This is a genomic window from Modestobacter italicus (assembly GCF_000306785.1).
Classification (GTDB): domain Bacteria; phylum Actinomycetota; class Actinomycetes; order Mycobacteriales; family Geodermatophilaceae; genus Modestobacter; species Modestobacter italicus.
Genome location: NC_017955.1, coordinates 390,344 through 410,913 on the forward strand (window position 1 = coordinate 390,344; position 20,570 = coordinate 410,913).

16 protein-coding genes are annotated in these 20,570 nt (G+C 76.6%); 6 read left to right on the forward strand and 10 right to left on the reverse strand.

The features are described from left to right. Window positions 1–15 precede the first annotated feature (15 nt). The gene (locus MODMU_RS28025) at window positions 16–567 is read right to left on the reverse strand and encodes a DUF5946 family protein (RefSeq protein WP_014738462.1); all 552 of its coding nucleotides are present in this window, start codon (window positions 565–567) and stop codon (window positions 16–18) included. A gap of 135 nt (window positions 568–702) precedes the next feature. Here MODMU_RS28025 and MODMU_RS01910 point away from each other — a divergent pair, with 135 nt between their 5' ends. Both MODMU_RS01910 and MODMU_RS01915 read left to right on the forward strand, forming a co-directional pair. Then, on the forward strand, window positions 703–1,809 hold the full coding sequence (locus MODMU_RS01910; RefSeq protein ID WP_041794857.1) for an NDMA-dependent alcohol dehydrogenase: 1,107 nt from the start codon (window positions 703–705) through the stop codon (window positions 1,807–1,809). 73 nt (window positions 1,810–1,882) lie between these two features. Continuing rightward, window positions 1,883–2,548, forward strand: coding sequence for an HAD family hydrolase (locus MODMU_RS01915; RefSeq protein WP_014738464.1), 666 nt, complete (start codon window positions 1,883–1,885; stop codon window positions 2,546–2,548). Window positions 2,549–2,556: 8 nt separating this feature from the next. Here the strand turns inward: MODMU_RS01915 and MODMU_RS01920 are convergent, their stop codons facing one another. After that, window positions 2,557–3,081: an EAL domain-containing protein gene (locus MODMU_RS01920; protein ID WP_041794858.1), complete on the reverse strand. Its 525-nt coding sequence runs from the start codon at window positions 3,079–3,081 to the stop codon at window positions 2,557–2,559. A 511-nt stretch (window positions 3,082–3,592) separates the two neighbouring features. Continuing rightward, window positions 3,593–4,591 carry a glucosyl-3-phosphoglycerate synthase gene (locus MODMU_RS01925; protein WP_041795765.1) on the reverse strand — a complete coding sequence of 333 codons (999 nt, stop codon included), beginning with the start codon at window positions 4,589–4,591 and terminating at the stop codon, window positions 3,593–3,595. Window positions 4,592–4,874: 283 nt separating this feature from the next. On the opposite strand from MODMU_RS01925, the gene MODMU_RS28975 reads away from it, so the two are divergent. Further along, window positions 4,875–6,263: a L,D-transpeptidase family protein gene (locus tag MODMU_RS28975; RefSeq protein WP_014738468.1), complete on the forward strand. Its 1,389-nt coding sequence runs from the start codon at window positions 4,875–4,877 to the stop codon at window positions 6,261–6,263. Between the two features lie 9 nt (window positions 6,264–6,272). On the opposite strand, the gene MODMU_RS01940 is transcribed toward MODMU_RS28975, so the two are convergent. Genes MODMU_RS01940 through MODMU_RS01950 form a run of 3 tightly spaced genes read right to left on the reverse strand, consistent with a single transcriptional unit; the run spans window position 6,273 to window position 9,939 of the window. Then, the gene (locus MODMU_RS01940; protein ID WP_014738469.1) at window positions 6,273–8,399 is read right to left on the reverse strand and encodes a phage holin family protein; all 2,127 of its coding nucleotides are present in this window, start codon (window positions 8,397–8,399) and stop codon (window positions 6,273–6,275) included. Further along, window positions 8,396–9,121, reverse strand: a complete 726-nt coding sequence (locus tag MODMU_RS01945) for a DedA family protein (protein ID WP_014738470.1) — start codon at window positions 9,119–9,121, stop codon at window positions 8,396–8,398. Before MODMU_RS01945 ends, MODMU_RS01940 begins: the two co-directional genes overlap by 4 nt. Continuing rightward, entirely contained in the window at window positions 9,118–9,939 is an 822-nt protein-coding gene (locus MODMU_RS01950; protein ID WP_014738471.1) for an MBL fold metallo-hydrolase, read from the reverse strand. The genes MODMU_RS01945 and MODMU_RS01950 overlap by 4 nt, the downstream gene beginning before the upstream one ends. 171 nt (window positions 9,940–10,110) lie before the next feature. Between MODMU_RS01950 and MODMU_RS01955 the strand changes: the two genes are divergently transcribed. Continuing rightward, window positions 10,111–12,003, forward strand: coding sequence for a non-ribosomal peptide synthetase (locus MODMU_RS01955; protein ID WP_014738472.1), 1,893 nt, complete (start codon window positions 10,111–10,113; stop codon window positions 12,001–12,003). Window positions 12,004–12,021: 18 nt separating this feature from the next. On the opposite strand, the gene MODMU_RS01960 is transcribed toward MODMU_RS01955, so the two are convergent. Further along, window positions 12,022–14,628 (reverse strand): diguanylate cyclase domain-containing protein, encoded by a 2,607-nt coding sequence (locus tag MODMU_RS01960; protein WP_166503362.1) that lies wholly within the window; start codon window positions 14,626–14,628, stop codon window positions 12,022–12,024. Window positions 14,629–14,633: 5 nt separating this feature from the next. Continuing rightward, entirely contained in the window at window positions 14,634–17,312 is a 2,679-nt protein-coding gene (locus MODMU_RS01965; protein WP_014738474.1) for a putative bifunctional diguanylate cyclase/phosphodiesterase, read from the reverse strand. A gap of 77 nt (window positions 17,313–17,389) precedes the next feature. On the opposite strand from MODMU_RS01965, the gene MODMU_RS01970 reads away from it, so the two are divergent. Further along, window positions 17,390–19,000 carry a hypothetical protein gene (locus MODMU_RS01970; protein WP_166503363.1) on the forward strand — a complete coding sequence of 537 codons (1,611 nt, stop codon included), beginning with the start codon at window positions 17,390–17,392 and terminating at the stop codon, window positions 18,998–19,000. A gap of 17 nt (window positions 19,001–19,017) precedes the next feature. On the opposite strand, the gene MODMU_RS01975 is transcribed toward MODMU_RS01970, so the two are convergent. Continuing rightward, window positions 19,018–19,227, reverse strand: coding sequence for a hypothetical protein (locus tag MODMU_RS01975; protein WP_014738476.1), 210 nt, complete (start codon window positions 19,225–19,227; stop codon window positions 19,018–19,020). Between the two features lie 67 nt (window positions 19,228–19,294). After that, entirely contained in the window at window positions 19,295–19,468 is a 174-nt protein-coding gene (locus tag MODMU_RS28255; protein ID WP_166503364.1) for a hypothetical protein, read from the reverse strand. A gap of 202 nt (window positions 19,469–19,670) precedes the next feature. Here MODMU_RS28255 and MODMU_RS01980 point away from each other — a divergent pair, with 202 nt between their 5' ends. Continuing rightward, complete coding sequence (locus MODMU_RS01980) at window positions 19,671–20,531, forward strand: DNA-3-methyladenine glycosylase family protein (protein ID WP_014738477.1); 861 nt, start codon at window positions 19,671–19,673, stop codon at window positions 20,529–20,531. Window positions 20,532–20,570: the final 39 nt, after the last annotated feature.

The following is a 20,570-nucleotide window of genomic DNA, read 5'->3' on the forward strand; positions in this document are numbered from 1 at the left end:
GGGACCGTCCGTAACTCATCGGCTCGCAGCCAGCACGGCGTCCGCCGCGGCGCGGACGGCCGGGTGCGCCGGGCCCCAGTCGGCCCACACCGCGTCGGCCCACGAGGGGACCAGCGCGGGCAGGTCCACCACGTCGAGGTCGGCGGCCAGGTCGGCCACCGTCGTCGTCCAGCGGGCCGGCCGGGAGTGCAGCCGGGGCGCGGCGTCGTCCACCCGCCCGGCCAGCTCACCGGCGCGCAGCGGGTCGGTGCCGCGTTCCAGCCACAGGCACAGCCGCACCGCTGCTGCGGCCGGCTCGCCGTCCTGGAGGTGCTGGGCGGCGTAGGCGTCGGTGGCCAGCTGCAGCAGGGCCGCGGTCCGCACGTCCTGCGCCGCCTCCTCCCGCAGCCCGCGGACGGTCACCTCGAACAGCGCCGCGCAGCTCGCCGACGCGCCGGGGACACGGCTGGCCGGACCGGGGACGGCGACGATCACCGCGCCGCAGCCCGGGCACACCTCGGTCTCCGGGCGGGCCGAGCCGGCGGGGTCGGCGGTCGCGGTGTCGGCTCGGGTGTCGGCGTCGCTCACGGTGGTCGATCGTGCCGCACCTGGCCCTCCGGTGCGCGCGACCCCTCGTCGGGCGGGGCTGGCACCGGGTGTCAGCCCGCCGGTGAGGACCGCCTAGCGTGGTCCGGGTCACCCCTGCTGACCCGGAGACGATCGATGAAGACGCACGGAGCTGTGCTGCGCGGGCCCGGCGACTGGGAGGTCGTCGAGCTGGAGGTCCTGGACCCGGCACCGGGCCAGGTGCTGGTCGAGATGGCCTACGCCGGGCTGTGCCACTCCGACGAGCACCTGCGCTTCGAGAGCCAGCGGTACCCGATCGTCGGCGGGCACGAGGGGGCCGGCACGGTGCTGGCCGTGGGCGAGGGCGTCCGGACGGTGCAGCCCGGCGACCACGTCGTCACCTCCTTCCTGCCTGCGTGCGGGCACTGCCGGTGGTGCGCCTCGGGCCGGTCCAACCTCTGCGACCTGGGCGCGACCATCGGCACCGGCCAGCTGCCCGACGGCACCTGGCCCTTCCGGCTGGACGGCGCGGAGGTCGGGGGCTTCTGCATGGTCGGGGCCTTCGCCCAGCACTCGCTGCTGTCGGAGTTCTCCTGCGTGAAGATCGAGCCCCACCTGCCGCTGGACGTCGCCGCGCTGATGGCCTGCAGCGTGCCGACCGGCTGGGGCTCGGCGGTCAACGCCGGCCCGGTGCGGCAGGGCGACGTCGTGGTCGTCGTCGGCACCGGCGGGGTGGGCTGCAACGCGGTCCAGGGCGCGGCGATGGCCGGCGCCGCGCAGGTGGTCGCCGTCGACCCGGTCGAGTTCCGCCGCGAGTTCGCCCGCACGCTGGGTGCCACCCACGCGGTGGCCGGCACCGAGGAGGCCGCGTCGCTGGCCAGGGAGCTGTCCCGGGGCACCGGGGCGGACGTCGTGGTGCTGGCCACCGGCACCACCAGCCCGGAGGTCACCGCCGGTGCGTACCGCTGCCTGGGCAAGGGCGGCACGCTGGTGCTCACCGGGCTGGCCGACCACACGATGGACACCACGGTCGCGCTGCCGGGCAACATCACCACCGTCTTCGAGCAGCGGGTCCAGGGCGCGCTGTACGGCATGTGCAACGCCTACCGCGACGTCCCCCGGCTGCTCCGGCTCTACGAGCAGGGGGCGCTCAAGGTCGAGGAGCTCATCACCCGGCGGTACTCCCTCGACGAGGTCAACCAGGGCTACCAGGACCAGCGCGACGGCACGATCATCCGCGGCATGCTCCAGCACCAGCACTGACCGGTTCTCCGCCGAAGGCGCGCCTTTGGCGGACGACGGGTGAGCGGGGCGCCGGCGGGGCAGTGCCCTGCGCATGCCCGAACCCACGATCGCCGTCCTGGACGTCGACGGCACGCTCGTCGACTCGAACTACCAGCACGCCCTGGCCTGGTACCGCGCGCTGCGCTCCCTGGGCGAGACGTACCCGCTGTGGCGCATCCACCGCCTGATCGGCATGGGCGGGGACCAGCTGGTCGCCGCGCTGGCCGGGGACGAGGTCGAGGCGCGGATCGGGGACGAGGCGCGGGACCGCTGGGTGGCGGAGTTCGACCGGCTCATCGACGAGGTCGCCCCGCTGCCCGGTGCCCGTGGCCTGCTCCAGGCGATCGGGGAGCGCGGCCACCGGCTGGTGCTGGCCAGCTCGGGCAAGCCGCAGCACGTCGACGTCTTCGTGGAGCTGCTCGGCGCCCGCGACCTCGCCGACGCGGTCACCTCCAGCGAGGACGCCGAGGCCACCAAGCCGGCGCCGGACCTGCTGCAGGTGGCGCTGCAGAAGCTCGGCGCCTCCCCGGACGCCGCGAGCGTGCTGGTCGGCGACTCGGTGTGGGACATCGAGGCCGCCAAGAACGCGGGGATGCCGGCGGTCGCCGTCCGCTCCGGCGGGTTCGGGGACGACGAGCTGCGCGACGCCGGCGCGATCTCGATCCACGACACCCCGGCCGACCTGCGGGCTGCGCTGGACGACTCCCCGCTGGCCTGACCTGCGGCTCAGGCGGGCTGTGGGGCGAGCAGCGCGGCGGCCTGGGCGGCGGTGAGACCACCGGCCAGCACGTCCGGCGTCCGCGCGCCGGGGAGCGCGACGCGGACCCCGGTGGCCTGCACCGCACCCAGGGCCGGGAGGACGCTCGCGGGCTCGTGCCGCAGCAGCTCCTCGGAGACGGAGAGCACCAGCCGCTCCGGCGGCAGGCCGCCGGCGGCCAGCGCGTCGGCCACGTCGTCGGCGAAGGTCCCGGCCGCGACCAGCCCGACCGGCAGCCGGACGCCGACGACGACCGTGCCGGGGAACGCGGCGGCGTCCCGGCAGGCCTGCGTCAGCAGCCACCGCCGCAGCACGCCCTGCAGCCCGGCCCGACCGGCCGCGGACCAGGCGTCGTCGGCCGGGAGCTCACCCCAGGTGGGGTGCACCCAGACGACGTCGGCCTGCAGCCCGACCCGCCGCCCGGTGCCGGCGTCGCCGAGCACCTCGTAGCGGAGCTGGACCTGCTGGAGCACGGGAGCGGTCAGGAGCCTCATGCCGCTCCATCGACCGGCAGCCCCGCCGTCCTGACACCTGGTGCACCGGGTTCACCCACCCGGGCACGCGGCTCACCTGTTCGAGGTCACCCCCGGCGGCGTCACCCGACGACGGCACGGGTCGGCTTCCGCCGCCGGTCCGCTCCTCGCTCGCTGGCGCTCGCTGCGATGCTCCCGGCGGCGTCAGCCGACTAAGGCACGGGTCGGCTTCCGCCGCCGGTCCGCTCCTCGCTCGCTGGCGCTCGCTGCGATGCTCCCGGCGGCGTCAGCCGACTAAGGCACGGGTCGGCTTCCGCCGCCGGTCCGCTCCTCGCTCGCTGGCGCTCGCTGCGATGCTCCCGGCGGCGTCAGCCGACTAAGGCACGGGTCGGCTTCCGCCGCCGGTCCGCTCCTCGCTCGCTGGCGCTCGCTGCGATGCTCCCGGCGGCGTCAGCCGACTAAGGCACGGGTCGGCTTCCGCCGCCGGTCCGCTCCTCGCTCGCTGGCGCTCGCTGCGATGCTCCCGGCGGCGTCAGCCGACGACGCCCTCGCCGGCCTCCCGGAGCAGGGCGTACTCCGCCACGGTCGCCATCGGCGGCCGCTGGTCGACGGCCACCGCGGTGCTCATGGGGACGAACCGCTCCCCGTCGTGGCTGAACTGGGTGAGCAGCCCACCGGGCTCCAGGCGGCGACCGTGCCGGCCCCGCTCGGCCCGGGCCAGCAGGGTGTTCACGATCTGCCCGGCCATCGTGCCCAGCGCCTGGTCGCTCTGGTGCGAGTGCGTGCGGGTGCCCAGGTCGACCTGGGCCAGCCCGGACAGACCGCAGACCTGCAGCAGGTCGATCAGCAGCCCGACCTCGACGCCGTAGCTGGACACGAACGGCACCTGCTCCAGGGCCGAGCGGCGACCGGCGTACTCCCCGCCGAGCGGCTGGACGAACCCGGCGAGCTCCGGCCACAGCGCGTTGAGCAGCGGGCGGGCGGTGAGCTCGGTGACCCGGCCGCCGCCGGCCGGGCGGTGCTCGCCGTCGATGCTCAGCGGGCGCGTGTAGCAGCCCTTGACGTAGTCGACCCGCGCGTCGGTCAGCAGCGGGGTGAGCAGCCCCGGTACGTAGTGGCTGACGTCGCCGAGCAGGTCGGAGTCCATGAACACGATCAGGTCGCCGGTGGTGGCGGCCAGCGACTTCCACAACGCCTCGCCCTTGCCGGGGCGGTCGCCGTGGGAGGGGAGGACGTCGGCCGCCGCGACCACCTCGGCGCCGGCCGCCCGGGCGACCTCCGCCGTCCGGTCGCTGGAGTTGGAGTCGATGACGACGACCTCGTCGACCAGCGGGACGGCGGTCACCCAGCGGTCGACGAGATCTCGGACGAGGACGCCGACGGTCGCCTCCTCGTCGCGGGCGGGCAGGACGACGCTGACCCGGTGCCCACCGCGGCGCTTGGCCGACAGCAGGGCGGGGACGTCGATCTCGGCCAGGGAGGTGGCCGACGTGGTGCGGTGTTCGAACCATGCGCGGGCGTCAGGTCGCATCCCGCCACTGTCGAGCACGCTGACCACCTCCTGCACCTCGCCGGGGCGTCGTTCACATGAACTTCACGCGGCCTTCGGGCCAGAGTGACGGCTCCGGCCGGGCGGGGCAACCTCCCGAGGCAACCTCCCGGGGCCACCCTCCGGTGACCGCGCGGGCGGTGAACCGGTGCGCTGGGTGGGACCGGTGGGAGCGGTGGGGTGCCGCCGGTGCGGGGCTGCCGCCCCGGGTGGTCACGCCGACCTAGGTTCCTGCCGACCGGACCGGACGACGCGGGAGCGACAGATGAGTGCGACCCCACCGGCCCGCCGTGCGCGGGCCCGGCTCGCCCGGCTGACGGCGCTGCTGGCCGTCCTGCTGGTCACGGTCGTGGGCCTCGGCACGCCGAGCGCCTCGGCGACCGCCTACCCCTCTCCGGCGGGCGGGACGCGCCAGGTGGGCGGCTCCATCGGCGTCCACTACGCGGCTCTCGGCGGGCCGTCCGGTGTGCTGGGCGGGCCGCTGACCGACGAGCTCGCGACCCCGTCGGGCTACGGCCGGTACAACGTCTTCGCCGGCGGGTCGATCTACTGGACGCCGGCCACCGGCGCGTGGGCGGTCGGCGGGGCGATCCGCGACCGGTGGTCCTCGCTCGGCTGGGAGGCCGGCCCGCTGGGCTACCCGACCAGCGACGAGCGGGGCACGCCGAACGGTCGTGGGCGGTACGGGTTGTTCCAGGGCGGGGCCGTCTACTGGTCGGCCGGCACCGGCGCGCACCAGGTCGGCGGCTCGATCTGGGACCGGTACGGCGCGCTGGGCTGGGAGGCCGGGCCCCTCGGCCTGCCGACCACCGACGAGCTCGGCACCCCGAACGGCCTCGGCCGGTACAACCACTTCCAGGGCGGCTCGGTGTACTGGTCGCCGGCCACGGGCGCGCACGGCCTGTACGGCGCCATCCGGGACCGCTGGGCCATGGCCGGCTGGGAGAACTCGGCCCTCGGCTTCCCGGTCAGCGACGAGTACGCCGTCCCGGGCGGGCGGGCGCAGGACTTCCAGCACGGCTCGATCAGCTGGACCCCGGGCGGTGGCGCGGTCGTCGTCGGGGCGACGCTGCCGCTGGGGGCCACGCCGCCGGGCAACCAGGTGATCACCGTGGTCGCGCCCTCGGCCACCTCGACCACCGCCACCGTCACGGCCTGGCAGCGCGGCCCGGCGGGCTGGTCCGCCGTCCTCGGCCCGGTGCCGGCCCGGGTCGGCAGCGGCGGGGTGGGCCAGGCGAGCGAGTCCTCGACCCGGACCCCGGCCGGCACGTTCTCCCTCACCACGGCATTCGGCCGGGCCGGCAACCCGGGCACGGCGCTGCCCTACCGGCAGGTCGACCGCTCCGACTGGTGGGTGTCCGACGCCGGCAGCCCGCTCTACAACACCCCCGCGCGCTGCGCGGCGGGCTCCTGCCCCTTCGACGAGCGGGCGGGGGAGAACCTCTACGCGGCCGGCGCCGTCTACGACAACGCGGTGGTCATCGACTACAACCGCGCCCCCGTCGTCCGCGGCGCCGGGTCGGCCTTCTTCCTGCACATCGGCAACGGCTCGGCCACCGCCGGCTGCGTGTCCGTCGACCGCGCCGTCCTGCAGCAGCTGATGCGCTGGCTGGACCCGCGGGCCACCCCGGTGATCAGCATCGGCGTCGGCTGACCCGCCCGCTCAGCCGACGCCGACCTCGGCCGGCGTCCCGAGCGGCTCGGGGTGCCCCAGGCCGGTCAGCCAGCCGCGCAGCACCCGGTGCAGCTGCTCGGCGCCGACCACCTCGCCCGGGTCGCCGAACTCCCGCGGGTGCACCAGGAACCCGTGCTGCTGCGGGCCACCCAGCGCGCCGTGCGAGCCCACGTGCGGCTCGAACGGCGAGGCCTCGTCGGTGACCGGGTCGTAGCGGCTGTTGAGCACGACATCGGGGCAGTGCGCGAACGACGACACCCGGGCGACCAGGGCGGCGGCGTGCTCGCCGTAGGGCGTCAGCGGGTCCTCGCCGATCACCACCCCGGTGCGCAGCCGGCGCAGCCCGTCCCGGCCGAGCACCACCGGGCCGAACTCCTCGGAGTGCACGAGCAGGAACCCGATGCCGGCGTGGTCGACGAGCGCGGGCAGCAGGTGCGGCCAGCGCCGCTCGATGGTCTCCAGCGGCACCCGGCCGGGCAGGTCGGCGAAGCAGATCTGGCCCATGTGCCCGGACACGCTGACCACGACGCCCGGCGCGACCCGGGTGACCGCGCCGGCCTCGCCGACCGGGGTGACCTCCTCGGCCGCGCCGGCCCGGGCCACCCGGTCGCGCAGCCGCCGGGAGATCAGCCCGCCGCTCTCGGCCAGGGCGGAGGTCACCTGCCAGGACTCGGCCGGCCGCCGGCTGTCGCTCACCGGGGCCGGCGGGAGCAGGCCGAGCAGCCGGCGCCGGGGCTCGGGCGGGACGGCGCCGCACAGCCGCCCGACCAGCTGCTCGACGGTCTCGCCGAACCGCTCGGCGAAGGTCTGGCCCTGGGTCTGCCCGTGGTCGGACAGGCAGACCAGGTGGTAGGGGCGGGGCGCCAGCTGGGCCGCCCGCGCCAGCCGGCCGATCTGCTGGTCGATGCTGCGCAGCACCTCGAGGGTGTCGAAGCGCTCGATCCCCGAGTGGTGGGCCACCTCGTCGTAGCCCACGAAGTCGGCGTAGACGACCGGCCGCCCGGCCAGCATGTCCTCCAGGACGGCGTTGACCACGACGTCCCGGATGAACACCGTCGACCCGACCCGGGCGAGCGGGTAGATGCCGCCGCGCTTCACCCGCGGCCGGACGTCGGCCCGGCGCTGCCGGGCGGCCGCGGCCAGCTCGCGGTAGACGTCGACCAGCGCGACGCCGAGGGTGCGCAGCGCGTTCACCGGGTTGGCGAAGTAGGTGTAGTAGCCGGCGCCGATCCGGTCCCGGCTGCGGCGCTCCCGCCGCGACCCCCGCCCGACGACGACGGCCAGCGAGCTCATGGTCAGCGAGACGTGCGCGGCGTCGCCGGTGAACAGGTTGCCGCGCCCCGCGCCGTCGCCGGCCAGCAGCCCGCGGCCGTCGGAGTGCTGCCGTTCGATCTCGGCGGCGTCCTCGGGGTGGGAGACCGAGACGACCCGGTCGCGCTCCTTGTCGTACCAGCGGAACCCGACGATGTCGGAGTTCGAGCCCTGCAGGATGCCGGCCTGGCTGGCGCCGGTCTGCGAGCTCCAGTCGGTGTGCCAGGCCCGCAGCACGTGGGTGTCGGCGCGCAACCACGCCGCGAGGGTGGGCATCGAGCCGTCCCGGACGGCGCGCCGGGCGACCGCGTGTCCCAGCCCGTCGATCTGCAGGAACACCACGCCCGGGACGCGCTCGCCCGGGGCGTCGCCGGCGCCGCGGCGGCGGGCGCGGCGGAAGAAGACCTCGTCCTCGTTCACCGCCAGCACGCTGCTGATGACCCCGGCGATGGCGGCCATGACCACGGCCACGACCACGCTCGTCCGGAACGAGTGCACCTGCACGCCGGGGATCGCGTAGAAGATCGCCAGCACCCCGGCGCCCATGATCAGGAAGCTGCCCAGGCCGAGGGTGAAGAACGCGACCGGCAGCGCCACCCGCATCACCAGCGGCCAGCCGACCGCGGCCAGCACCCCGAGCAGCAGCGCGGCGACCGGGGGCTGCCACCACGACGTCATCGCGAACCCGGACAGCCAGGCGTCGAGCACGATCAGCGCGCCGGTCACGAAGGCCCACACCAGCACCACGCGGGCCAGCGTCCGGCCGGTCCGCAGCACCCGGCCGGGCGAGCGGCCCTCGCTCACGGCCGCTCGCACCGCGCGCCGTCGTCCCTGTGCGCTTTCGCGCGCGAAAGCGCGTCGTCGTCCTCCGACGGTTTCGGCGCCGAAACCTGGGCGGGGTTCGGCGCCGAACCCGGCAGGGGTGCGGCGGGGTGGTGGCGCTTGCGGTGGGTGGAGACCAGGTTGAGGACGACGCCGACCAGCAGGACCAGCAGGGTGGCGATGAGTGTGGCGATCAGCGGGGAGTCGAAGATGCCGCCGCTGACCACCCCGAGCAGCGCGTAGGCGACCGCCCAGACCAGCGCCGCGGCGAGGGACGCCGGCAGCAGCCGCCGCCACGGGTAGGCCAGCGCGCCGGCGGCCAGCAGCACCGGGATCCGGCCGGCGGGCAGCAGCCGGCCGACGACGACGATCTGCCAGCCGTGCCGGCGGAACTGCTCGCGCACCTCGTCGATCCGGTCGGCGTGCTGGCCCCGGGCGACCCAGCGGACCGCGGCCGGGCCACCGAACCGGCAGATGCTGAAGGTGATCACGTCGCCGGCGAAGGCGCCCAGCGTGGCCAGCAGGACGACGAGCGGCAGCGACAGGTGGTCGGTGGTCAGCGCGACCGCCGCGGCGGCGCCGACCACCGCACCGGTGGGCACGACCGGGACGACGGAGCCCAGCAGCACCCCGCCGAAGAGGACCGGATAGCCCAGCGAGCTGCCGTCGGTCCAGCTCGCGGCCAGCGCGGTGGTCGAGCTCACGCCGCACCCTCGGAGTCCACCGGCGAGGGCAGCACGACCGCCGACCCGGGCGCGGTGAGCGCCACGTGCGTCGCTGGTCCGCCGGCGGTGACCGCGGCCGCGAACCGGCGCGGCGGCTCGGTGAGCAGCGCGCGCATCCGGGCCCGCCAGGGGCTGGGCAGCGAGGTCAGCCCGGCGACGGCGAAGGTGCCCCAGTGCACCGGGACGGCGACCGCCGGGCGGAGCAGCTGCACCGCCGCGGCCGCTCCGGCCGGGTCCAGGTGGCCGGGGCCGAGCGAGGGGCCCCAGCCCCACACCGGCAGCAGCGCGACGTCGATGCCCGCGGCGCCGAGGTCGGTCATGCCGGGGAAGAGGTCGGTGTCGCCGGCCGCGTACACCGTCGTCCCGCCGCCGGAGAGCAGGTGCCCGACCGCCGGGGCGTGCGGGCCGTGGGTGAGCCGCGGCCCCCAGCGGTGCGCGGCGTGGTCGGCATGGGTGGCGGTGACGGTGAGCCCGCCGTCGGTGAGGCTCTCGCCGGGGGCCAGCTCCTCCACCGCGGTGAAGCCGTGCCGGGTCAGCCACCGCCCGGCACCGCGCGGCACGACGATCGGCGTGCTGCGGCCGAGCAGCCGCAGCGAGGCCAGGTGCAGGTGGTCGTTGTGCAGGTGCGAGACGACCACCAGGTCGACGCCGGCCCAGCTCGAGGGCGCCAGCGGCGCGACCACCCGGCGCAGCGGGCCCAGCCGGACGGTGAGCAGCGGGTCGGTGAGCACGGTCTTCCCGCCCAGCTCCGCCCGCACCGTCGAGTGACCGAGGAAGTGCAGGCGCGGAGGGGGCACGGCCCCAGTATCGGCGGTGATCACGCCGCTGGTCACCACCCGACCGGCGCACGGACGGGTGACCGCACCCCTGGTACGAGCATTGTCGGCCGATCGCGGCTAGCGTTTCTGGGGTCCTCCGCCGTCGTTCCGGCGTGCGGAGGTCAGTCGTGCACACCTGGAGGGTCGACAGTGTCCGTGCTCCCGAAGACGGACGGCGCACCGCCGTCCGACGCAGAGTCCGGTGTCCCGCCGCTCGAGGTCCCCGGGCCGCACCGGAACGTGCTCGACCGGCTGGCCGAGCTGGCCCGGGCGGTCCCCGACCAGCTGGCGGTCTCCGGCGAGGACGAGCAGCTGACCTACGCCGAGCTGCACCAGCGGGTCCTGCTGCTCCGCGCCGAGCTGACCGCGCTGGTGCCGGCCGACCCGGCCGCCCGCCGGCCGATCGGCCTGATGGCCGAGCAGAACGCCGCCACGGTGGCCGCCTACCTGGCCGTCGTCACCTCCGGGGCGCCCTGCGTGATCCTGGACGTGGTGCTGCCCGCGCCCCGGCTGGCCCAGATCGTCGAGCTGGCCGGCGCCACCGCCGTCCTCGCCGACGAGGAGCGCCGGGCCGCCGCCGCGGCGCTGCCCGGGATCACCGAGGTCCGCGGGCTGCTGCCGACGACCACCACCGCCGAGACCCCGGGGCACGAGCTCGGCCTGGCCGACCCGGCCACGATCATCTACACCTCCGGCACCACCGGGGTGCCCAAGGGCGTCGTCTACAGCCAGCAGACCGCGCTGGCCTGCGCCTGCACCGGCGCCGCCGGCTGGCTGCTGCGCCCACGGGACCGGATCGCGCTCATCGTCCCCACGGCGTACGCCGGCGGGCAGATCCTCATCTTCACCGCCCTGCTCAACGGCGCGACGGTGCTGGTCCGCGACCCGCGGCTGCACGGGGCGGCCGACCTCGCCCGGTGGGTCGTCGCCTCCCGGCTGGAGACGATGCTGTCCTCCCCGGCGCTGCTCCGCGCGCTGGACGCCGCCCTGCCGGTCGGCGAGGTGCTCTCCACGGTGCGGGTGGTGGTGACCAGCGCGGAGAAGCTCTACGGCCGCGACGTCACCTCGTTCCGCCGGCACCTGCGCCCGGACGCCACGTTCGTCAACGTCATGGGGACGTCGGAGACCGACAGCATCTCCACCTTCCAGGTCCGCGGCGGCGACCCGGCCCCGGAGGGCGCGCTGCCGGCCGGCTCCCCGGTGCCGCTGCGGGAGTACGAGGTGCTCGACGAGGCCGACCAGCCGGTGCCGCCCGGCGAGGTGGGGCTGCTGGCCGTCACCTCGGCGACCATCTCCGTCGGCTACTGGCGCAACCCCGAGGCCACCGCGCAGCGCTACCAGCGGCTGCCGGACGGGCGCACCCGCTACCGCACCGGCGACCGGGCCCGGGTCGACGCGGACGGCGTCCTGGACGTGCTCGGCCGCGCGGACGACGCGGTGAAGATCCGCGGCTACCTGGTCGAGCCGGGGGAGGTCGAGACGGCGCTGCGGGCGCTGCCCGACGTCCGCACAGCCGTCGTCCGCGCGCTGCCCGGCGCCGACGGGCTGCCCCGGCTGGTGGCCTGGGTGGTCCCGCAGGACGGGCGGCCGGCGCCCACCCCGGCCGGCCTGCGCGCCGCGGTGAGCCGCACGCTGCCGGACTGGATGGTGCCGCGGGACGTCGTGCTGCTCCCCGAGCTGCCGATGACCGAACGCGGGAAGGTCGACGTCCCGGCGCTGCCGCCGGTCCCCGACCGCCCGGAGCTGCAGCGGGCCGCGACCCGGGACGAGGTCGTGCTGGACGAGATCTGGTCCGCGATCCTGGAGCTGGACGAGGTCGGCCGCGACGAGGGCTTCACCGCGCTGGGCGGGGACTCGCTGGCGGTGGAGGAGATGCTCGCCGAGGTGCACGAGCACTTCGGCGTCTCGCTCACCGCGGCGGACCTGACGGCGCACCCCACGCTGCAGGAGTTCGCGGCGCTGCTCAGCCCGGACGCGCGCGCCGGCCGGGAGGCCCGCCCCGGCGTCCTCGGCCGGCTGCGGAAGCGGCTGCTGACCCGCTGAGGCAGGCCTGCCCCCGCCTCACACCTCGGCGCGGGGGCGCGGCACCGACGCCGCGACCACCGTCGCCGACGGGTGCCGGAGCAGCGTGGCTACCTGGGGCGCGCTGAGCCCGACGGGCAGCACCGGCCCGGTCACCGCCATCCGGCACTGCGTCCGGATCCGGTCGTAGAGCTCCGGGCTGCCCACCTCGCCGGCGAGGGTGTAGACGTCGAAGGCCGCGGCGCTCGACTCGATGGCGGTGAGCACCTTCATGGTCCGCTCGTGGTCGTCGGGTGCGGCCAGCCCGCGCACGTCCACCCGCACGGTGTCCAGCGGCACCCGGGCCAGCTGGGACCACAGCGTGGAGCCCATCCCGAAGTCGTTGAGGCACAGGTGCACGCCAGCGGCGCGGACCACGTGCAGCGCCGGGATCAGCCCGGCCGAGGAGGTCTGCAGCACCTCCTCGTCGAAGGCCAGCACCAGCCGGCGGGGGGCCATGCCGCTGCCGGCGAGCGCGGCGGCGACCTCCCCGGCCAGCTCGTCGGCGCGCAGCTGGCGGGGTGGCAGGTCGACCCCGACCTGCAGCTCGCCGTCCAGCGCGGCCACCTCGGCGCAGGCCTGGCGGATCAGCCACTGCTGCAGCGCGCCGTCCTGCCCCTGGCGCTCGGCGGCGGCCCACAGCTCCGCTGCCGGCAGCAGGCCCAGCTCGGGGTGCGCCCACACCGGTGCGGTGTGCACCCCGGTGATCAGCCCGGTGTCGCTGGTGGCGACGACGTCGTAGCGCAGCTGCACCTCCCCGCCGGCGAGCGCGGCGGCCACGTCGCTGGTGGCCGCGGCCTGGCCGCCCCGGTCCTCGCTGTGCACCCGCCAGCAGCCCTTGCCGGCCTGCTTCGCGGCGCGCAGCGCGGTGTCGGCGAGCCGGAACGCCAGCTGGCCGCCGCCGGGGTGCACCCGGCACAGGCCGACGCTGGCGCCGACGGAGAAGGTGCGGCCGCCGACGCGGTAGGGCTGGCCGAGCACGTCGACGACCCGCTGGGCGGCCTCGGTCCCGGCCTCCTCGTCCCCGGCGATCAGCACCGCGAACTCGTCGCCGCCGAGCCGGGCGACCAGGTCGTCGGTGCGCAGCAGGCCCTGCAGCCGGCGGGCGACCTCGACCAGCAGCAGGTCGCCGGACTCGTGCCCGGCGGTGTCGTTGACCGCCTTGAAGCCGTCGAGGTCGAGCACCAGCAGCCGCCGCTCGGCGGCCGACGGCGCGGCCATCTCCTGGAACAGCATCGCCCGGTTGGGCAGCCGGGTCAGGTGGTCGGTGAAGGCCATCCGCTCCAGCTCGCGCTCGCGCCGGCGGCGAGTGGTGACGTCGCGCAGGTGCAGCACCCGGCGGCCGCTGCCCGGCCGCTCGTGGTGGGTGACCTCCAGCTCGCGGGGCTCGCCGTCGGCGTGCGGCACGCGCAGCTGCAGCGTCGGGGTGACCGCGCCGACCGCGCCGGTCAGCTCGAGCCGGACCCGCGGCCGGTCCTCCTCGTGCAGCAGGTCCAGCAGCAGCGGGTGCGGGTCGGGGTCGGCGACGCCGAGCAGCGTGCGGGCGGCCGGCGAGGTGAACTCCAGCCGCAGGTCGGCGTCGACGATGGCCACGCCGTCGGAGCTGGCCTCGACCAGCCCGCGGAAGTCCTGCTCGCTGCGCACCAGGTCCTCGCGGGCCCGGCCGGCGTCCCGGATCCGGCCCACCATGCGCAGCAGCAGCAGCGCGATGACGATCGCCGTCCCGGCGACCGCGCCGACGTGCAGCGGCATGCCCCGGACCAGCGCGGTCAGCAGCGCGACGGGCACACCGACCAGCGCGACGACGACGATGACCGCGCCGGCGGGGTTGACCGCGACGGCCGCGTCGGCCGCCGAGGGGGCGGGGCGGCCGGCGGCGAGCTGGACCACCCGCACCCCGGACACCAGCGCCAGCACGACGGCGACGTCGGCCGCCGCGGCCCAGCCCGGCTCGGGCCGGGCGACGTGCACGGCGAGCAGCCCGGAGGCCAGCGCGAGCAGGCCGGTCACCAGCACGATGCCGGTGGCCGAGCGGGTCACCGCCCGGGTGGTGACGGTGCACAGCGCGCCGACCACGCCCACGACGACGGCCGGGTAGAGGCCGTAGGCGAGCAGCAGCGGCTCGCGGTCGTCGGCGAGCGCGCCGGGGGCCAGCGCGGGGGAGAGCACCAGGACGTCGGCGACGACGACCAGCGCCACCGTGGCGAGCAGCCCGTCGATCACCAGGACCGGCCACCGGGTGCCGGGCACCCGGCCGCCGAGCAGCGCGGCGCTGACGGTGGGTCCGAACGAGGCGAGCATGATCAGCACGTCGCCGAGACCGGGCCCACCGGCCTGCCCGCCGAGCTCGGCACCGATGCCGGTGCCGGTGGCCAGGCTGCCGGCGGCGAACACCAGCGCGCCGGCGCCCAGGACCTGCCAGGGCAGCCGGTCGCGGTGCCGCATCGACCGGGTCAGCGCGCTGCAGCGCCAGGCCGCCCACGCCGCGGTCGCGGCCAGCACCAGGTCGTCCCACTGCGGCAGCTCGCCGGCCGGCCCGGGCGGCAGCACGAGCAGCACGGCGGCCAGCGCGGCCAGCGCGGTCAACGCCGGCGCCGAGCGGCGCACGCCGGTCACCGGGGCGGCCGGGGGAAGCGCGCGCCCACCGGGTGGGCGGGGTCGGTGCCCGTGGTCGGGGTGCCGTCGGCGCCGATGCCGGGCAGCTGCGTCTCGAGCGCGACGACGTCCATCGGGCGGGCGAGCAGGAAGCCCTGGATGAAGCGGTGCCCCATGTCGCGCAGCAGCTGCAGCTCGGCCTGGGTCTCCACGCCCTCGACCACGACGGCCAGGCCCAGGCTGCTGCCCAGGTGCAGCACCGAGGCGCACAGCGCCCGGCGCTGCGGGTCGGTCTCGACGTCGGCGAGGAACTGGCGGTCCATCTTCAGCACGTCGATCGGCAGGCCCACCAGGTAGGCCAGCGAGGACCAGCCGGTGCCGAAGTCGTCGACCGCGATGCGCACGCCGAGCCGGCGCAGCAGCTGGAGGTCGGCGACCACGTGGCCGTCGTCCAGCAGCACCGACTCGGTGATCTCCAGGACCAGCCGGGAGGCGGGCAGCCCGCTGGCGTCCAGGGCGGCCAGGACGTCGTCGACGAGCGCACCGCTGCGGACGTGCCGGGCGGAGACGTTGACCGCCACCCCCAGGTCGGGGTGCGGCAGCGCGGCGACGGCCGCGGTCGCGTGAGTGAGCACCCAGCGGCCGATGTCGGTGATGAGCGAGGACTCCTCGGCCAGCGGGATGAACTCGGCGGGGGAGACGGGGCCGTAGACCGGGTGCCGCCAGCGGAGCAGCGCCTCGACCGACGCCGTCCGCCGCAGGGCCAGGTCGACGACCGGCTGGTAGACCAGGTGCAGCTGGTCACCGCACAGGGCGTCGGCCAGGTCGGCGCGCAGCGTCTCCTGGCGGTCCTGGGTGATCCGGAGCGCGTCGGAGTGCCGTCGTACCTGACCGGGGCCGGCGGCGCGGGCGCTGCGCAGCGCCAGGTCGCCCCAGCGCAGCACCTCACCGGCGTCGACGTCGGCGGAGAGCACGGTCACGCCGGCCGCCGCGGTGAGCCGCAGCGTGGCGCCCGGGCCGCTGGCGAGCGGCTCGACGGCGGCGACCAGCCGCGCGGCGACGGTCTCGGCGTCGGCGATGCTGCCGCCGACCACCACCGCGAACTCGCCGGCCCCGGAGCGGGCCAGCCAGTCGTCCCCGCGCAGCGCCCGGCTGAACCGGGTGGTCAGCGCGCGCAGCGCCGCGGCGTCGTCGCCGTCAGGGAGGCCGTCGACGCCGAGCACGACGAGCGAGGTGCCGGCCGCCGAGGGGGTGCGCAGCACGGCGGTGAGCCGCTGGGTGAGGGCAGAGCGGTTGGGCAGGCCGGTGGCCGGGTCGGTGGTGCTGAAGGCGAGGTCGGTCGCCACCGGCAGCGGGGCGGTGGCCGTGACGTCGCGGCAGTACAGCACCAGGGCGCCCACGTCCGGGTCGCTGCGCAGGTCGCGCACCTGGGCCTGGAGGAGCCGCCAGCTGCCGTCGCGGTGCCGGACCCGGGCGCTGCGGGTGCGGACCGCCTCGTCGCCCGGGGCCGCCATCGCCGACACCAGGCCGGCGGCGTCGTCGGGGTGCACCGTGTCGGCGATGGGGCGCCCGACGACGGCCTGCGGCTCGACGCCGAGCAGGTCGGTGATGGCCGGTGACACCCAGGTGACGGTCAGCCGGTCGTCGAGGAGCACGACCGTGTCGGTGCTGCCCCGCACCAGGGTGCGGAAGTGGGCCTCGCTGCGCTGCAGGTCCTGGGTGAGGTGCTGCTGGGTGCGCCAGGACACCGCCTGGTGGGCGAAGAGCGCGCCGAGGCCCAGGACGCCGAGCGTCGTGCCGAAGATGGTCAGGGTGCCGGTGACCGGCACGCTGAGCAGCAGCAGGGAACCGCCGGCCATCGCCGTGGCGTGCGGCAGCAGCGCACCCAGCGTCGAGCCGTCCGCGGGTCGCCGGTCGGCGCAGGGGACGGGCCGGTCGGCGGCGCAGGCCACCGCGAGCAGGGCGAGCCCGAGGACGCTGGCGGCGCAGGCGAGGAGCTGGACGGGCCCGGGGCCGGTCGCGATGGAGGACAGGGCGCCGGCCTGGGCGGTCGCCACCTGCGAGGCGAACAGCAGCCAGCCGACGCGGCGCTGGTGGGCGGCGCAGACGGCGATGAACACCAGCGACAGGCCGGTGCCCAGCGCGATGCTGAACAGCAGGCCGAACAGCGCGACCGTCTGGTCCAGCGGCAGGCCGCCGGACCGGCCGATGGACAGGTGGTAGAGCGTGTGCACGGTCAGCAGGTCGGCGACCACGAACAGCACGAACATCGTGGCCATCCGCGCCCGGGCCGCCCGCAGGGACGTGCGGTCGAGCATCCGCCAGACGGCGACGACGACCAGCACGTGACCCGGGACGCTGCCCAGCGCGGTCTGCCCCCAGGGCATCCACGCGCCGGCGACCAGGGCCCCGGCGGCGCTCAGCGCGACCGAGACCGCGTACCAGCGCCACCCGGCCGAATGGGCGCTGCGCCGTCCGGACCGGACCAGCAGCGCGAGCACGACGGCGACGGCCAGGAAGTTGGCAGCCACGGCCACGGTCACCGACGGGCCGGCGGGCAGCAGCCCGGCGCAGAGCATGAGGAGCGCGGCCAGGACGGCGAGGAGCAGGTGCCGGCGCAGGGCGGGGGCGGCCGGGCCGCCTGGTCGAGAGGCGGACGCGGCCCGCGCCGGAGCGGCGAGGGGTCCGGTGGTCACCCCAGGGTTGTCGGGACCGGCCCGGCGGCTCTGCAGACCCGCGGGGCGGCCCTCACCCTCACGGGGGGCGGGCGGCCGTGGCAGCATCCCCCCTCGTGCAGCGCGCGGCCGACCGGGTGCTGGTCGTCGCGCTGGTCCTCGGCTTCGCCGCCGCGTCGGGCGCGCTGGCGGCCCGGACCGGCGCTTGGGGGCTCCCGCACAACGACGACTGGGCGATGCTGCGGATCGCGCAGCGGCTCGGCGACACCGGCGAGCTCCGGCTGGTCGGCTGGAACCGGATGTCGCTGGTCGGGCAGAGCGTCCTGGGCGCCGGTGCCCTCCGGCTGGTCGGCGGCGGGGTGTCGACCCTGCAGGCGGTGAGCCTGGCCGCGGCCGCGCTGCTGCCCGCGGTGGCCTACGCGCTGCTGCGCCGGTTCCTGCCGCCCGGGCGGGCCGTGCTGGGCGCGCTGACCCTGGTCGGCACGTGCGAGCTGTGGCTGCTGTCCGCCTCGTTCATGACCGACGTGCTGGCGGCCCTGCTGGTGGTCGGGTGCCTGCTGCTCGGCGTGGCCGCCGTGCGGGCGCCGGCCCGCCGCGCCGCGGTGCTGCTGCTGGTCGGCGCCGTGCTGGGCGGGCTCTGGGCCTTCACCGTGCGGGAGGGCGCGCTCGCCGCCCCGGTCGCGGTGCTGCTCGCGGCGGCGGTCGGCCGCCGTGACCTGCGGGCACCGGTCTGGGCGTCGGCCGGGGCCGGCGGGGTCGCCGTCGTCGTGTTCGAGCTCTGGCGGCGGTCGCTGCCCGGTGACGACCCGCCGGTCCTCGTCGTCGACCTGGTGGCCACCGCCGCGCACGGGGTCGAGGCGCTGCTCTGGACCGGCCTGGTGCTCAGCCCGGTGACCCTCTTGCTCGGCCGCTGGTGGCGGCGGGGTCGGGCCTGGGTCGCCGTCGGCGTCACCGGGTGCCTCGCCGGCTGGGTGGGGCTGGGCCTGGACCGGCCGCTGTTCCCGGCCAACTACCTGAGCCAGCGCGGCGGCTACTCCACCGCGGAGCTGGGCAGCCGGGCGGTCCTGGTGCCCGACGCGGTCTGGGCGGTGGTGTGCGTCGTGGCCGTGGTGTCGGCCGGGGTGCTGGTCGAGCGGCTGGCCGACCGGCGGGGCCGGCGGGTGGCAGCGGGCACCGACCCGGCGGCGCGGGTGCTCACCTGGTTCCTCGCGCTGACCGTCGCCGGGCTGCTCGTCCAGGACCTGGTGGGCCAGGCGACGTACTCCCGCTACCTGCTGGCGCTGCCGCCGGTGCTCGCCGTCCTGGTGCTGCAGACGGTGCCGTCGGCCGGGACCGCGGCCGCTCCGCACCGGCGCGCGTGGGTCGGGTCGGCGGTGCTGCTGGCGGCGTGCTGCGCCCTGGCGGTCGTGCTGACCGCCGGCACGCTGCGGTCGGACACCGCGCGGTGGACCGCCGCCCAGGAGCTGGCGGACGCCGGGGTGGACCCGATGTCGATCGCCGTCGGGCAGGAGTGGTCGGGCTGGCACTCCGCGGTGCCGGCGGTGCACGCCGGCCGCGACGCCCCGGGTGACCGGGGCTGGTGGACCGGGATGTTCAGCGGCGCGTCGGAGTGCTGGCTGGTGGCCGTGGACGACCGCGAGCGGGCGGGGTACCGCCTGGTGTCGGCGGGGTCCGGCGTCTGGGTGTCCCGCGCCGAGACGACCTGCTGACCGTCAGCGGCCGGGGGTCACCAGCGCAGCGGGCTCTTCGCGCGGGAGTCCGCGGTGCGGCAGGCCCGGCAGTGGCCCCAGGTGGCGATCCGCTGCGGGCTGCTGGGCTCACCGCACTCGGGGCAGTCGACGGTCGAGTCGGCCGCGGGCCGGGCGGTCGGGACGTGCGCCGCGGCGCCGCCGCAGCGGCAGTCGGCATCGTGCTCGGGGCTACCTGCGGTGTCCATGGTGATGGCGCGCCTCCTGAGGTGTTGCTGAGGACGCTACTCAGCAACGCCAGGCCCCGCCCGGTCGTCAGCTGCTGCCGGGGACCCGGTGGTAGCCCAGGACGTCCGGGGACGGCGCGGGGTCGACCCACTGGAAGCTCGGGCAGCGGCAGCTGTCGTAGGCGCTGCAGGTCGGGCTGTGCTGGTGGTAGCTGTGCCCGCAGCGGTGGCACGAGACGGCCTCGGCCTGTTCGTCGCGCACGGCTTCCTCCTCGCGGCCTCCGGCAGCCGGGCGCTGCGCGGGCGGTGCAGCGCCGACCCCGGGTGACCGGGCGCGGGCTGCGCACATGGTGGCCGAACGACCCCCGCTCGGCCAACCGGCCCGGATCCGGGACCCCGCCGTTGTCAGAGGCGCCCGCTAGCTTCCGGCCGTCACCGGGGGCGGAGCGGGGAGGGCACGGCGCATGGAGCGGCTCGAGACGACGATCGACGTCCAGGGACCCTGGTCGCTGGCCACCAGCCGGCGGTTCTGGGAGGGCTTCGCCCCCTCGGCGCTCACCTCGCAGGACGGCGAGGCGCGGCTGCGCACGGTCTTCCGGGTCGACCGGGACTGGTCCCGCGCCGAGGTCGAGGTGGCCCAGGACGGCGGTGCCGCGCAGCTGGTGCTCACCGGCGACGGCGACCCGACCGCGGCGGTCGCCCAGGTCTGCCGCTTCCTCTCCCTCGACGTCGACGCGCGCGGTTGGCCGGACGTCGGCCGCCGGGACCCGGTGATCGGCGCGGCCCAGCAGCAGCTGCCCGGGCTGCGGCCCTGCGGCTTCCACTCCCCGTACGAGGCGGCCGCGTGGTCGGTGCTGTCCCAGCGGGTGCGGATCGTGCAGGCCGCCCAGGTGCGGCAGCAGCTGGTCGACGAGCACGGCGACGACGGCGCGTTCCCGGCGCCGGAGCGGCTGCGGGCGCTCGAGCTGGACCTGCCCGGACGGAAGGCGGAGTACCTGCACGCGGTCGCCGACGCCGCGCTCGACGGCCGGCTGGACGGTGCGGCGCTGCGGTCGGTCGACCCGGAGGAGGCGGTGCGGGGCGTGCAGCAGATCACCGGGCTCGGGCCGTTCGCCGCCGACCTCGTCGTCCTCCGCGGTGCCAACGCCCCAGACGGGCTGCCCCGGCAGGAACGCCGGCTGGAGAGCGAGGTCGCCGAGCGCTACGGGCCAGACGCCGACCTGACCGGGGCGGCGGAGGCCTGGCGGCCCTTCCGGACCTGGGCCGCCGTGCTGCTCCGCGCGCTGCGGGAGGAGCGCACCCCCGAGATCGGTGGACGGCGCTGACTCCCGCCGGGTGGACGCGCGTGGCGGACGACCGAGTGG

Excerpts from the sequence above, each read along its gene's own strand:
- MODMU_RS01915 (WP_014738464.1), top strand. The coding sequence starts at position 1,883 with ATGCCCGAACCCACGATCGCCGTCCTGGACGTCGACGGCACGCTCGTC.
- MODMU_RS01980 (WP_014738477.1), top strand. The coding sequence starts at position 19,671 with ATGGAGCGGCTCGAGACGACGATCGACGTCCAGGGACCCTGGTCGCTG.
- MODMU_RS28975 (WP_014738468.1), top strand. The coding sequence starts at position 4,875 with ATGAGTGCGACCCCACCGGCCCGCCGTGCGCGGGCCCGGCTCGCCCGG.
- MODMU_RS01920 (WP_041794858.1), bottom strand. The coding sequence starts at position 3,081 with ATGAGGCTCCTGACCGCTCCCGTGCTCCAGCAGGTCCAGCTCCGCTAC.
- MODMU_RS01925 (WP_041795765.1), bottom strand. The coding sequence starts at position 4,591 with ATGCGACCTGACGCCCGCGCATGGTTCGAACACCGCACCACGTCGGCC.
- MODMU_RS01910 (WP_041794857.1), top strand. The coding sequence starts at position 703 with ATGAAGACGCACGGAGCTGTGCTGCGCGGGCCCGGCGACTGGGAGGTC.
- MODMU_RS01975 (WP_014738476.1), bottom strand. The coding sequence starts at position 19,227 with ATGGACACCGCAGGTAGCCCCGAGCACGATGCCGACTGCCGCTGCGGC.